The 13092-nt window shown below is 33.5% G+C and carries 12 protein-coding genes; 8 read left to right on the top strand and 4 right to left on the bottom strand.

Annotated elements, in window-relative coordinates:
- Window positions 1-117: 117 nt before the first annotated feature.
- The 4 genes from mnmA to recD2 all read left to right on the top strand — a co-directional run bounded on the left by mnmA (window position 118) and on the right by recD2 (window position 5164).
- A complete protein-coding gene (gene mnmA / locus AC1RP1_RS05380; protein WP_409022386.1) occupies window positions 118-1257 on the top strand; it encodes a tRNA 2-thiouridine(34) synthase MnmA in 1140 nt (379 codons plus the stop codon).
- Between the two features lie 106 nt (window positions 1258-1363).
- Window positions 1364-2020, top strand: coding sequence for a histidine phosphatase family protein (locus tag AC1RP1_RS05375; protein ID WP_481761696.1), 657 nt, complete (start codon window positions 1364-1366; stop codon window positions 2018-2020).
- 9 nt (window positions 2021-2029) lie between these two features.
- Window positions 2030-2689: a tetratricopeptide repeat protein gene (locus AC1RP1_RS05370; RefSeq protein WP_481761697.1), complete on the top strand. Its 660-nt coding sequence runs from the start codon at window positions 2030-2032 to the stop codon at window positions 2687-2689.
- A gap of 15 nt (window positions 2690-2704) precedes the next feature.
- On the top strand, window positions 2705-5164 hold the full coding sequence (gene recD2 / locus AC1RP1_RS05365) for an SF1B family DNA helicase RecD2 (protein WP_481761698.1): 2460 nt from the start codon (window positions 2705-2707) through the stop codon (window positions 5162-5164).
- A gap of 42 nt (window positions 5165-5206) precedes the next feature.
- Here the strand turns inward: recD2 and AC1RP1_RS05360 are convergent, their stop codons facing one another.
- From AC1RP1_RS05360 to AC1RP1_RS05350, 3 genes are all read right to left on the bottom strand, one after another.
- Window positions 5207-6154, bottom strand: a complete 948-nt coding sequence (locus AC1RP1_RS05360) for a diacylglycerol/lipid kinase family protein (protein ID WP_481761699.1) — start codon at window positions 6152-6154, stop codon at window positions 5207-5209.
- 118 nt (window positions 6155-6272) lie between these two features.
- Window positions 6273-7949 carry a ribonuclease J1 gene (gene rnjA / locus AC1RP1_RS05355; RefSeq protein ID WP_409022391.1) on the bottom strand — a complete coding sequence of 559 codons (1677 nt, stop codon included), beginning with the start codon at window positions 7947-7949 and terminating at the stop codon, window positions 6273-6275.
- Complete coding sequence (locus tag AC1RP1_RS05350; RefSeq protein ID WP_409022392.1) at window positions 7946-8164, bottom strand: DNA-directed RNA polymerase subunit epsilon; 219 nt, start codon at window positions 8162-8164, stop codon at window positions 7946-7948. The genes rnjA and AC1RP1_RS05350 overlap by 4 nt, the downstream gene beginning before the upstream one ends.
- Before the next feature lie 229 nt (window positions 8165-8393).
- On the opposite strand from AC1RP1_RS05350, the gene AC1RP1_RS05345 reads away from it, so the two are divergent.
- On the top strand, window positions 8394-8873 hold the full coding sequence (locus tag AC1RP1_RS05345; protein ID WP_409022393.1) for a hypothetical protein: 480 nt from the start codon (window positions 8394-8396) through the stop codon (window positions 8871-8873).
- Window positions 8874-8948: 75 nt separating this feature from the next.
- Here AC1RP1_RS05345 and def read toward each other — a convergent pair whose 3' ends face one another.
- Window positions 8949-9497 carry a peptide deformylase gene (def, locus tag AC1RP1_RS05340; RefSeq protein ID WP_409022787.1) on the bottom strand — a complete coding sequence of 183 codons (549 nt, stop codon included), beginning with the start codon at window positions 9495-9497 and terminating at the stop codon, window positions 8949-8951.
- Between the two features lie 238 nt (window positions 9498-9735).
- Here def and AC1RP1_RS05335 point away from each other — a divergent pair, with 238 nt between their 5' ends.
- The 3 genes from AC1RP1_RS05335 (at window position 9736) to typA (ending at window position 12813) form a co-directional block, all read left to right on the top strand.
- On the top strand, window positions 9736-10014 hold the full coding sequence (locus AC1RP1_RS05335) for a UPF0223 family protein (RefSeq protein ID WP_481761700.1): 279 nt from the start codon (window positions 9736-9738) through the stop codon (window positions 10012-10014).
- Window positions 10015-10026: 12 nt separating this feature from the next.
- Window positions 10027-10800 carry an inositol monophosphatase family protein gene (locus AC1RP1_RS05330; RefSeq protein WP_481761701.1) on the top strand — a complete coding sequence of 258 codons (774 nt, stop codon included), beginning with the start codon at window positions 10027-10029 and terminating at the stop codon, window positions 10798-10800.
- Window positions 10801-10965: 165 nt separating this feature from the next.
- Window positions 10966-12813, top strand: coding sequence for a translational GTPase TypA (gene typA, locus AC1RP1_RS05325; protein ID WP_481761702.1), 1848 nt, complete (start codon window positions 10966-10968; stop codon window positions 12811-12813).
- Window positions 12814-13092 lie beyond the last annotated feature (279 nt).

Below are 13092 nucleotides of genomic sequence, written 5' to 3'. Positions count from 1 at the left end.
ATTATGACACACTAGGGTTGTATTAGTATATATTATTGGTATAATAGTACTTACTGAAATAGTGCGACCTTCAAATCGTAGATTTTTTCAGAATCTAATTGAAATGATGGTGATAGTATGCCAGATAATAGTAAAACTCGTGTCGTTGTTGGGATGAGTGGTGGCGTCGATTCATCAGTTGTTGCTTATTTATTAAAGCAACAAGGTTATGATGTAGTTGGTGTCTTCATGAAAAACTGGGACGATACGGACGAAATGGGTGTTTGTACTGCAACAGAAGATTACAAAGATGTTGCTAAAGTAGCAAACAAAATTGGAATTCCTTATTATTCCGTTAATTTTGAAAAAGAATATTGGGATCGCGTATTCACATATTTCTTGGATGAATATAAAAAGGGTCGGACACCAAATCCAGATGTGATGTGTAATAAAGAAATTAAGTTTAAAGCATTTTTCGATTATGCTATGGAACTTGATGCTGATTACATCGCAATGGGACATTATGCACAAGTTGAGCAAGATGCTGACGGTATTATGCATATGTTACGTGGGGATGATAGTAACAAAGATCAGACTTATTTCTTGAGTCAATTATCACAAAAACAAATTCAAAAAGTTATGTTCCCAATTGGAAACATTGAAAAACCAGAAGTTAGAAGAATTGCTGAAGAAGCTGGACTTTCAACTGCTAAGAAAAAAGATTCAACAGGTATTTGTTTTATCGGCGAAAGAAACTTTACAAAGTTCCTTGGTGAATATTTACCAGCACAAACGGGTAATATGATGACTGTTGACGGTGTAAAAATGGGCGAGCATTATGGTCTTATGAATTATACAATTGGTCAACGTAAAGGTCTTGGTATTGGTGGTACGGGTGAAGGTAACGATCCTTGGTTCGTTGTAGGTAAAGATTTAGCAACAAATACATTGATTGTTGGACAAGGTTACCATAATGATTTACTTTATGCCGATTATCTTGAAGCATCAGAGTTAAGTTTTATGGCACCAATCGATCGCTTTGGCAATGATTTCCATATCACTGCTAAGTTTAGATACCGTCAAACTGATGTTGGTGTGACGGTTCATTTAAATGATGACCGTACAGAAGCTACAGTTGAATTTGATGCACCAGTACGTGCTATTACACCTGGACAGGCTGTTGTCTTTTACGATGGCGCAGAATGCTTAGGTAGTGGTATCATTGACGCTGCATTTAAAAAGTCAACTGAGGGATCAAAACAATTACAATATGTTTAAATTGAATTTATAATAGTTAAGGCACAAACAAATATTTTGTTTGTGCCTTTTTATATTTGTGGCATAATATAATAGAGATGAAAAAACGAAGGGGTCTTATTGACTGATGACTAATATATATTTTATTCGACATGGCAAAACAGAATGGAATCTTGAGGGACGATACCAAGGTGCGAATGGAGATTCACCCTTACTTGAACAAAGTTACATAGAAATACAACAATTAATCAAAGCACTTAAATCAATAAAATTTGATGCTATTTATTCAAGTCCTATTAAGCGTGCAAAGGACACAGCAAATTTAATTAATACAGGCCTAAACCAAAATTTGGATGTTATTTTGAATGATAACTTAGAAGAATTTCATTTAGGGAAAATGGAAGGCATGAAGTTTACAGATGTGGCTGTTCAGTATCCTGAGGAACTCGATGCCTTCCGTAATCATCCCGATAAATATGATCCTAAAAATATTAATGGCGAAACATTTCAAGCTTTATTAAAGCGGATGGTTCCAACAATTAAAAAAATTGTTGACCAAAATAAAATAGATGCAAATATTATCATTGTTAGTCATGGTGCGGCGCTTGGTGCCTTGATTCACGATTTATTAGGAGTACCGCTGAAAGACTTCCGTAAACAAGGTGGCTTATCGAATACTAGTACGACTATTTTGGAAACACAAAATGGAACCGAATTTAAATTAGTTAAATGGAATGATACTAGTTATTTGGATAGAATACGCGATGAAAGTGATGTCGTTTAAGGAGTAATAATGGGTAAGAGAGAAGAAAAAGAAGCAGAATCAAAACATATTATTCATCAATTAGTTGAAAAGGTTGAAAAAGAACCTAATAATCAAACGGCTTATTATGAATTAGGTAGTTATTTAACAAAAGTAAAAGACTACCCTCAGGCGGAAGAACTGTATAAAAAAGCTATTGGATATTTTGATGAGAAAAATGAACAAGTTGATTTATTACAATATGGTCTTGGTAACGTGTTTTACGAGGCAGAACTGTATTCTGAAGCAATTCAATCATTTCAAAAAGTAACTAATCAAAAGTTGAAAGAAACAGCTTTTTTAATGTTAGCACAATCATATATGGCTCAAGAGCTGTATCAACAAGCATTAGTATTTGCGATTACGGCTCAAGAAATAAATCCTAAAAATATGGACGCCAACGAATTAATTGGCGATATTTTCTTAGCATTGGGTCAGTTTGAAAATGCTGGTAAATATTATGACTTAGTTCTTAAAATAGATGAAAATAATGCAAAGGCTAATTTTCAACGAGGCTTAGCTAATATGGTTTTAGGAATTGAATTCAATACTTATTTTGATCGTTCAAAAATAGCCAATCAGGCCTATTTTGAGGCACAAAAACAAAGATTAAGTGAAATAGAATCGTTTATAAAATTACGTGATAAATAAAGAGGATGTGAAATAATGGTTGTTCAGAAACTAAATTTATTTAATGATGATCCTCAAAGTGATGAAACACAAGCTTACTTGGTTGGTAAGGTTGCAACCATATTTTTTCAAAGCCAAGATAGTTTTTATAAAGTGATTCTAATTCACAGTATTGAAAGTAATTTGGAATGGCCTGAAGATGAGGTTGTTGTTACTGGTAATTTTGCTGACATTAAAGAGGAATCTACGTACCGCTTCTATGGTCAACAAGTTGAGCATCCCAAATATGGGAAACAATTTCAAACGAGTAATTATCAAAATGAAACACCTACTTCAAAAATGGGGCTTATTACCTATCTATCTGGCTCAGAATTTAAAGGGATTGGGAAAAAGACTGCGGAATCAATTGTTGAAAAGTTAGGAACGAAAACAATTGATAAAATATTAGCAGATGATACTGTACTTGATTCATTAGAATTATCAAACAAGCAGAAAACAACAATATTAGAGACTGTTCGAGTAAATAATGGGATGGAACAAATTATTATTGGATTAAATGGTTTTGGATTTGGTAGTCAATTAGCCGCAACTATTTATCAAACTTATAAAGAAAAAACCCTTGAAATTATTCAAGAAAATCCATATCAACTAGTAAATGATATTGAAAATATTGGCTTTAAAAAGGCAGATCAAATTGCTGGAGAATTAGGATTTGCAGCTGATTCTTCAGGTCGAATACAAGCAGGTATTTTGCAAAGTATCAATGATTTATGTCAACAAGATGGCGATACCTATGCGACTGCAGAGCCGTTGTTGGAAGCATCTTTACGATTATTAGAGAGTAGTCGAAGAGTCAGAATAAACCCTGAGGCAATCTCAAAAGAACTCATTAATTTAGCTAAATCAGGACTCGTTGTCGGTGATGAACAGCGTATTTATTTAAAAAATCTGTATCATGCAGAATACCAAATTGCTGAACATTTAAAAAGATTACTTTCATCGGGGCAAGAAAAAGGTAAGTTAGCAGAAAAAGATATTGATAAAGCAATTCGTAAGATTGAAAAAAAACTTGATATGAATTATGGTGAGTCACAGATTAATGCCATTAGGGCGGCTATGAATTCACAGATATTTTTATTAACAGGTGGCCCAGGAACGGGTAAAACAACCGTTATTAATGGTATCGTGGAGTTATTTGCGGAATTAAATGACTTTTCGCTCGATCTTAGTAGTTATGGAGAAGGACAAACATTTCCTATTCTTTTAGCTGCACCTACTGGGCGAGCAGCAAAAAGAATGACTGAAACGACTGGATTACCTGCCAGTACAATCCATAGACTCTTAGGACTAACTGGAAGAGAATCGAATAATGATGTTGAAACGAAAGATTTAGAAGGTGGCTTATTAATTATCGATGAAATGTCGATGGTTGATACGTATTTATTGAATACATTAATGAATGCAATACCTACAGATATGAAAGTCATTTTTGTAGGTGATAAAGATCAATTGCCTTCTGTTGGTCCTGGGCAAACATTTTATGATTTATTGAAAAGTGACTATCTTGAGCGAAAAGAATTAACGGATATCTATCGTCAAGGTGATGGGTCATCAATAATTTCACTCGCACATTCAATAAAAAAAGGTGAATTACCTGCTGATTTTACACAGAATCAAAAGGATCGTTCATTTTTCGCGAGTCGTGAATTTCAAGTTGAATCAATTATTAAACAGGTTGTTGAACGAGCTAAGAATAAAGGGTTCACTTCAAGTGATATTCAAGTTCTGGCACCAATGTATCGAGGTGCGGCGGGAATTAATCGTTTAAATGAAATGTTACAAAATATTATGAATCCACTTGAAAATAGTAGACAAAAAGAAGTACTTTTTAGAGATCAAAAATTTAGAATTGGTGACAAGGTGTTACATCTTGTTAATAGTCCTGAAAATAATGTTTTTAATGGAGATATAGGTAAGATTGTAGGAATTACATTGGCCAAAGATAGCGAAGATAAGGTAGACGAACTAGTTATTGCTTTTGATCAAACAGAAGTGACTTACAGGCGAAATGAATGGCAAAAAATAACTTTGGCATATTGCACATCTATTCATAAGTCTCAAGGTAGTGAGTTTAAAATGGTTATTTTGCCAATGGTTTCGCAGTATAAGCGAATGCTTAAACGTAATTTACTGTATACCGCAATTACCCGTGCTAGCCAGTTATTGATTTTGCTTGGCGAAGAAAAATCATTTGAAGAATGTGTTGAGAATGAATCAGCCAATAGAAAAACAACGTTATTATTACGAATTGAACAGATTTTTGATGGTGATATTAAAAAAGTTGATGATTCGATTAAAGAGAGCCAACTAGCTAAAAAATCTATTAAAATAGCTCCGCCTGTTCCAACTTTAATTGAAAAATTTATTTTAACTAACGACAATATTATGGATGGTTCAATTGATCCAATGATTGGAATGGAGAATAGCCGACCATAGAAAAAGCCTATATATCTCAATTAAATGAGATATATAGGCTTTTTAGTTAATCCAAAATGGGTATGATAAGACGCTATACTCAATTTCAAAGAAACGGGTTCCTAGGTCTTCACCATCCATTTGACCGTACTCTAAAGAGTCAACGGAAAGTTTAATTTTATCTGATGTAAAATGGTGAACACCTTTTTGGTTAATATGTTTACCAGATTTCAGTAAAATGGCTAGATAGATTAATTTTAGTGCACTAGGTTTTTCAATGATAATTAAGTCTAAATTATTTTTTGTCGGATCTGCCATTGGTAAAATTGGAACACCGCCACCAAAGTAGGGATGATTTGATGTTGTTACAAGAAAGGCATTTTGATAAAATTCTTGATGGCCATTCACCCGGACAGTTATGGGAAATGCAGCTTGTCTTGATAAAGTTCCTAATAGGGCGCTTAAGTAAGTAAGCGATCCTAGATGAAGTTTATTCAATAGTTTCTTTGAACTTGATTGATTTGCGATACTTACTATTTGCGCATCGAAACCTACGCCAACATTATTTATAAAGTATTTTTTTTCATGCCGTGATAATTCGTGCATGACACCTAAGTTTAATAGTTTAGGTGAAGTTGTGTTTAATACTTGTTCAAGAGCTACAAGTGGAGATTTGGGGATACCGACACCTCGAGCAAAATCATTTCCTGATCCTGCAGGAATATAGGCAATTGGGATATCAAATGTGTTCGCATTTTTAACACCATTGATACATTCATTTAAAGTACCGTCGCCGCCAATAACTAGTATAATTTGATTATTGTCTGTTTCGATGGGGTGATAATGTCTGGCGTAATTTTCCGTTAGAAGGGAAGCATGACCAATATAGTCTGTCAGATGGGCCTTAAAATAGACATTTTGAGAAATTAATTTTTTTTCAATAGATTGCCAAATTTGTTTAGCACGACCACTTCCAGCAGACTCATTAACGATAATGAAATATTGATTCATGAACTTCCCTCCTTAATTAATACTAATAATTATAACTAAAATTTAAAAGGATTTAAAGATAAATTTTGATTATATAAAAATAGCTCAATATTCTAATTAGAATATTGAGCTATTTTTGTTAAACGATAACTAACATTGGTAAAATCATTGGTTTACGTTCAGTTTGTTCATATAAGAATTTTTGTAAGTCATCAACGATTGCATCATTAATCATGGCTTCTGTAATTTTATCATTTTTTAATAAGCGACTCATGACACGGAATAAGCGACGACGACCTTGATTAATTAATTCTCCTGATTCGCGCATATAGACAAATCCACGAGATAATAAATCTGGTCCTGCTTGAATTTCATGTTTTTTCATGTCAATCGTTGCAACGACAACAACAAGGCCTTCTTCAGAAAGGACTTGTCGATCATTTAGGACAGCGCTACCGATATCACCAATTCCTGAACCATCGACATAAATATCATCAGCTTCAAAATGACCAGCAATTCGAGCAGAATCACTAGTTAGAGCTAAGACATCACCATTTTCCATAATAAAGCTATTCTCTCTTGGAACGCCAATTTGTTCAGCTAATCCAGTATGAATTTTAAGCATTCTATATTCACCATGGACAGGGACGAAATACTTAGGTTTCATCAAACTGAGCATTAATTTTTGTTCTTCTTGGCCACCATGACCAGAAGTATGAATATTATTTACTTTACCATGGACAACAGTTGCTCCAGCTTCTGAAAGTTCATTAATAACGTGGTTTACACTGATTGTGTTACCAGGAATTGGAGAACTTGAGAAAACAACAGTATCACCAGGTTGAATAGAAACCTGACGATGAGTCCCATTAGCGATACGGCTAAGAGCTGCCATTGGTTCACCTTGTGATCCCGTACATAAAATTAAAATTTCATTTGCGGGTAATGAATTAATATCACGTGCATCAATTAAGGCATCATCTGGAATATTTAAGTATCCTAATTCACGTCCGTTAACAATTGCTGCCTCCATACTACGTCCAAAGACAGCGATTTTACGGCCTTTGGCAACAGCAGCTTCAGCAGCTTGTTGTACTCGGGAAATATTTGAAGCAAAAGTAGCAAAGATAATGCGGCCTTCACCTTTTTCAAAAATTCGTCGAATTGATTTACCAACGAATCTTTCTGATTTTGTAAAATTAGGAATTTCTGCATTTGTACTATCAGATAGTAGACAAAGTACACCATCAGCACCAAGTTGAGCCATTCTTTGAAGGTTGGGCGGCTGATTAGTAACAGGTGTTAGATCAAATTTGTAGTCCCCAGTGACTACAATGTTACCAGATGGCGTTTTGATTGCGACACCTAAAGTATCAGGAATTGAATGAGTTGTTCTAAAGAACGACACACTCGTTTTTCTGAATTTAAGAACAGTATCTTCTTCAATTTCATGCATTTCTGTTGTGGCAAGTAACCCGTGTTCTTCTAATTTTCCTTTGATTAATGCTGAAGCCAATGGTCCAGCATAAATTGGGACATTAATTTGTTTTAATAAATAGGGAATACCACCAATATGATCTTCATGACCATGGGTGATAACTAATGCTTTAATTTTTTGTTGATTGGCAACTAAGTATTGAAAATCAGGAATAACGTAATCAATTCCTAATAACTCATCTTCCGGAAACTTGATTCCTGCATCGACGACGATAATTTCATCTTGAAACTGGATGCCGTACATATTTTTACCAATTTCACCTAATCCGCCGACTGCAAAAACACCAGTCTCGTTATTTTTAACATTTATCTTTTTCATTCAGAAAACTCCGTCATTTTAAATGTAGGGTTTTCCTTTTCATATGCTAAAGCTTTATCTGATAATGTTTCAATGAATTCAATGTTATGTGTTGTTTGGTGACCAACAATACTTTGAGCTTCAATTTCAGAACTTGCTTCAAGGAAAAGTGATTTTGTTTCTTCTCTTTGTGGATTTCTATCTTGTGTTTCTTGATAATAAACTTTAAAAATCATTTGTAAAACTCCTTTAAATTAAATTGATATCATTTTGGTTAAAATGATTTGAAATGGAAATTAGAAACCGAACTGGGGGTTGTCTGCACAACATATAATTTATATTTTATCATATATTATTATTTAAGTATAGAATAGACCGATTTGAATAGACTTATAAAGGATAAAATTTAACAGACATGTTATAATTATGAAAAGTTATCGTATAAGGAAGAGTGGTGTTTTATAAATGTGGTTGGTAGTTAAAATAGTGACTGTAGTGGTTTTAATGATCATCATAATTTTAAATTATAACCGTCTGAAAAGAAATAGACAGATTACTATTCTTAAAAATAAAAGCAAACTTATTACAGATAATGCGGTTGAATTTGCTTTAAATAGACTACATGGTAATGAATATGGTATTAATTCTGAAATACTAAGGGTTACAGAAATTGTTTCAAAGGTTTGGGGTAAGAGGGTCATGGTATTTGAGTATCAATTTCAGATGAAGTCTCCTTCAGAAGAGAATATCGGGAAAATAAGAAACATTTTTTTCAATTTATTTGAAGAATTTGAAATGATGAACCTGGTTAAAAAAAGTGTCGAAGCAAAATCGGCATTTGAAGTAACAGATCTTTGGTATTTAGACGGTATTTTACATTTAGAGGTAGCACATTTGGTTAATGTTGAGACAATTATGTATACTAAAGATTTAAAAAAGGTATAGTTCAAACAGTATGTTTAAAGTGAAATAAAAAGAGTTTCTTCAATAAATTAATTATTGGAGAAACTCTTTAGTTATTTATTCAAGCATAATAGCATCGTTCGGTATAGCAAATGGTTTGTCAGTATTAATATGATCAAAGAATAATATACCATTTAAATGATCAATTTCATGTTGGACTACAATTGCTTCATAATTTTTCAAGCGGATTTTATGTTGTGTACCTTCGATATCAAAGTAACGAAGTGTAATCCGATCAGCTCTTGGCACATATCCAGGGACATCTCTATCAACTGATAAGCAACCTTCACCTTCTGAAAGTGCAGCAACTTGAACTGACTGACTTAAAATAGTAGGATTAATTAACACTTGTTTAAGTGTGGGCTCTTCACCTTCTGGGCCAGGGATTAAGACAGCAGTCATTCGTTTAGAAATTGCTAATTGCGGAGCTGCTAAGCCAACACCTGCGCGTAGATGATATTTTTCAGCTATTTCTTCATTTTGACTATTCTCTAAAAATTCCATTAAATCATGTGCGAGTTGTTTATCATCATCTGAAAGCGGAAAAGTCATTTCGCTTGAACGATTTCGTAAAATTGGATTACCTTCACGAATGATATTTTTCATTGTTATTTTAATCAAAATAGTACCTCCAAATTAATATTCTACGGTACATTGTAGCATAAAATAATCATATCTGTAGGCCATTTGAAAATTAATAGTTATGTTTCATTTCTTTTAGTTTTTAATGGATTGCTGTAAAATGAAACATAGTAATTACTTTCAAGTATATTGAAAGTATTAGTTGAAAATTAATTCAATAATTAAATAAAGTAAAAATAAAGGGAGTTTAACACACTAAATTATGAATAATAAAATTGATTACCCATTAGAAGCACATTGGACTACTGAAGAAATTATCTCTGTCAGTGAATTCTATAAAGCAATAGAATTAGCAAATTCTACAGGTATTGATCGAGAAGAATTGCTTTATAATTATCGTGAGTTTAAAAAAATTGTTCCTTCCAAAATGGAGGAAAAACAAATAGGCAGATCGTACGAAGATGAATCAGGTTTTAGTATTTATCGTACAATGAAATTTGCAAGAGAGAGTACAAGGGACGTTATTAAAATTAACCAATAGGGAGGTTATGATTTGAATATTGATGAGGTTAATTATCAGGTTAAAAGTTGGCTGACAGAGGCACGTGAAAATATTATTCATGCATTTGGAAATCCATTGTCTGTTGAAACAAAAAGTAGTCGAGTTGATCTTGTAACTAATATGGATAAACAGACTGAAAAATTTTTAGTAAACAAAATTCGTACCTTTGATCCGAAAGCCAAAATTTTAGGTGAAGAAGGTTTTGGGGATGATGTAACAAATTTAGATGGTACTGTTTGGATTGTTGATCCAATTGATGGCACAATGAATTTTGTCAAACAGAAAGATCATTTCGCGATTATGATTGGTATTTATGAAAACGGTATTGGAAAATTGGGATTCATTATGGATGTAATGAATAATGTTTTATATTCTGGTGGGCCAGATAGGGGCGTCTTTGCCAACGATAAAAAACTTGAAAAGCCTGAAAATATAGCACTTAAGGATGGCTTGCTAGGTTGTAGCTCACCTATGTTAATGATGGACTATAAGCATTTACAATCAATTGTTCAACATAGTTCAGGTGCTAGGGTTTATGGAAGTGCCGGTATTGAGTTTGTTCACATATTACGTGGACAAGAAATTGGTTATGTTTCTCACTTAAAACCATGGGATTTTGCAGCCGGTAAAATATTGGCGGAAACTCTTGGTATCACCGTGAAAACAATTGACGGGTTAGAGCTCGATATGTTACAATCAGCAGATGTATTAATAGCAACGGAAAACGCACAAGAGGACATTTTAAAACTACTAAATAGTTTTTAGTAGAATCGCGTTGTGGCTGTGACTAACAAGTCGCAGTTTTTTTATGCGATTTATTTATGAAAAAGTATGAAAACTTTTAGTAAGTGTGTTAATTGTCTGCTATAATAGTGAACTGTAGTTATTATTCGTAAAAATATTAAGGCTCCAACGAAAGGAAGAACAAACTTGAAAACAAGAGATGACATTCGTAACATTGCGATTATCGCCCATGTCGATCACGGTAAGACGACATTAGTTAATGAATTATTAAAACAATCAGATACATTGGATGGCCATTCAGAAATTAGTGACCGTGCCATGGATACAAATGATATTGAAAAAGAACGTGGTATTACAATTTTATCAAAAAATACTGCTGTTAGAGTTGGCGACAAACAAATTAACATTTTAGATACACCTGGACATGCCGATTTCGGTGGTGAAGTAGAACGTATCATGAAAATGGTTGATGGTGTTTTACTTGTCGTTGATGCTTTTGAAGGAACAATGCCTCAAACACGTTTTGTTTTGAAAAAAGCTTTAGAACAACAATTAGTACCAATCGTTGTTATTAACAAAATTGATCGTATGGGTGCTCGTCCACAAGAAGTTGTTGATGAAGTTCTTGATTTGTTTATTGAATTAGGTGCTGATGAAGCACAACTTGATTTCCCTGTTATTTATGCTAGTGCATACAATGGTACATCAAGTATGGATCCAGATATCGAAACTCAAAAACATTCTATGGATGACGTTTTTGAAACAATTATAAATACAATTCCTGCACCAGTTGATAACAGTGACGAACCATTACAATTCCAAGTTTCAATGTTGGATTATAATGAATATGTTGGTCGTGTTGGTATTGGTCGTGTGTTCCGTGGAAAAATTGCTGTTGGTGATCAAGTTTCTGTTATTAAACTTGACGGCTCAGTTCAAAACTTCCGTGTTTCAAAACTTTTTGGTTTCTTCGGTTTAGATCGTGTTGAAATTAATGAAGCTAAAGCCGGTGATTTAATTGCAGTTTCAGGGATGGATGACATCTTCGTTGGTGAAACTGTAACACCAAGTGATCATCAAGAAGCATTACCATTAATGCGTATTGATCCACCTACACTACAAATGACATTCAGAACGAATGATTCACCATTTGTTGGACAAGATGGTAAAAACATTACTGCTCGAAAGATGGAAGATCGTCTTAAATTACAATTGCATACTGATGTTTCATTGAAAATTGAAGATACAGATTCTCCAGATGCTTGGGTTGTTTCAGGTCGTGGAGAATTACATTTATCAATCTTAATTGAAACTTTACGTCGCGAAGACTATGAAATTCAAGTTTCACGTCCAGAAGTTATCTACCGTGAATTCGAAGGCAAGATGCAAGAACCATTTGAAAGCGTCCAAATCGATACACCTGATGAATATTCTGGTGGTGTTATTGATACAATGGCTCAACGTAAGGGTGAAATGATTAACATGGAGACCGGTAATAACGGCCAAACTCGTTTAACTTTCTCAGCTCCTACTCGTGGTTTAATTGGATATGATTCACAATTCCTTTCAATGACTCGTGGATACGGTATCTTAAATCATACTTTCTCTGAATACAAACCAGTTATCCGTAACTGGGAACCTGGTCGTCGTAATGGCGCATTAGTTTCTATTAATTCAGGAAAAGCTACAACATATTCAATTATGAGTATTGAAGAACGTGGAACAATTTATGTAACACCTACTACTGATATTTATGAAGGAATGGTTGTTGGACAAAGTAGCCGTGAACGTGATATTTCTGTAAATATTACTAAAGGAAAAGCTATGAGTAATGTTCGTTCTTCTAATAAAGATCAAACAGCCTCAATCAAGAAACCAACTATTCTTACTCTTGAAGAATCATTGGAATTCTTGAACACGGATGAATTATTAGAAATCACACCAAATAATTTACGCTTACGTAAACGTATCTTAGATACAAATATGCGTGAAAAAGCTCAAAAACAACATAAAACAGATTCAAAAAAAGGTTAATTTAAAAAGAGTTGAAAATGATTAAGTTCATTTTCAACTCTTTTTTTTAATCATGATAAATAGTAATATGGTATACTATTAGGAGTCACGAGAGAATAAAATCGATGAAAAACAACATTTCTAAAGAAAATGTGATGGTCACTTTGCAAGAAAATGTAGATAAAATAAATAAATTTATCTGGAAACAGCGAAATACATTTTACTAGCTTGGTTATGTTACATTTTAAGAAGTAGTTGATACTTAATTGTTCGTTTTTCTCGTGAAGTAGATTTTGTGTT

It is taken from the genome of Dellaglioa sp. CoH-56-MRSF-13 (assembly GCF_056782095.1).
Note: the sequence above shows the minus strand (reverse complement) of the source record. Positions and strands in the feature narration are given on the sequence as shown.

What these genes read in the sequence shown, in the direction of transcription:
- AC1RP1_RS05375 (WP_481761696.1), top strand. Translation starts at nt 1,364, where the DNA reads ATGACTAATATATATTTTATTCGACATGGCAAAACAGAATGGAATCTT.
- def (WP_409022787.1), bottom strand. Translation starts at nt 9,497, where the DNA reads ATGAAAAATATCATTCGTGAAGGTAATCCAATTTTACGAAATCGTTCA.
- AC1RP1_RS05350 (WP_409022392.1), bottom strand. Translation starts at nt 8,164, where the DNA reads ATGATTTTTAAAGTTTATTATCAAGAAACACAAGATAGAAATCCACAA.
- mnmA (WP_409022386.1), top strand. Translation starts at nt 118, where the DNA reads ATGCCAGATAATAGTAAAACTCGTGTCGTTGTTGGGATGAGTGGTGGC.
- AC1RP1_RS05345 (WP_409022393.1), top strand. Translation starts at nt 8,394, where the DNA reads ATGTGGTTGGTAGTTAAAATAGTGACTGTAGTGGTTTTAATGATCATC.
- AC1RP1_RS05335 (WP_481761700.1), top strand. Translation starts at nt 9,736, where the DNA reads ATGAATAATAAAATTGATTACCCATTAGAAGCACATTGGACTACTGAA.
- AC1RP1_RS05360 (WP_481761699.1), bottom strand. Translation starts at nt 6,154, where the DNA reads ATGAATCAATATTTCATTATCGTTAATGAGTCTGCTGGAAGTGGTCGT.
- AC1RP1_RS05370 (WP_481761697.1), top strand. Translation starts at nt 2,030, where the DNA reads ATGGGTAAGAGAGAAGAAAAAGAAGCAGAATCAAAACATATTATTCAT.
- recD2 (WP_481761698.1), top strand. Translation starts at nt 2,705, where the DNA reads ATGGTTGTTCAGAAACTAAATTTATTTAATGATGATCCTCAAAGTGAT.
- rnjA (WP_409022391.1), bottom strand. Translation starts at nt 7,949, where the DNA reads ATGAAAAAGATAAATGTTAAAAATAACGAGACTGGTGTTTTTGCAGTC.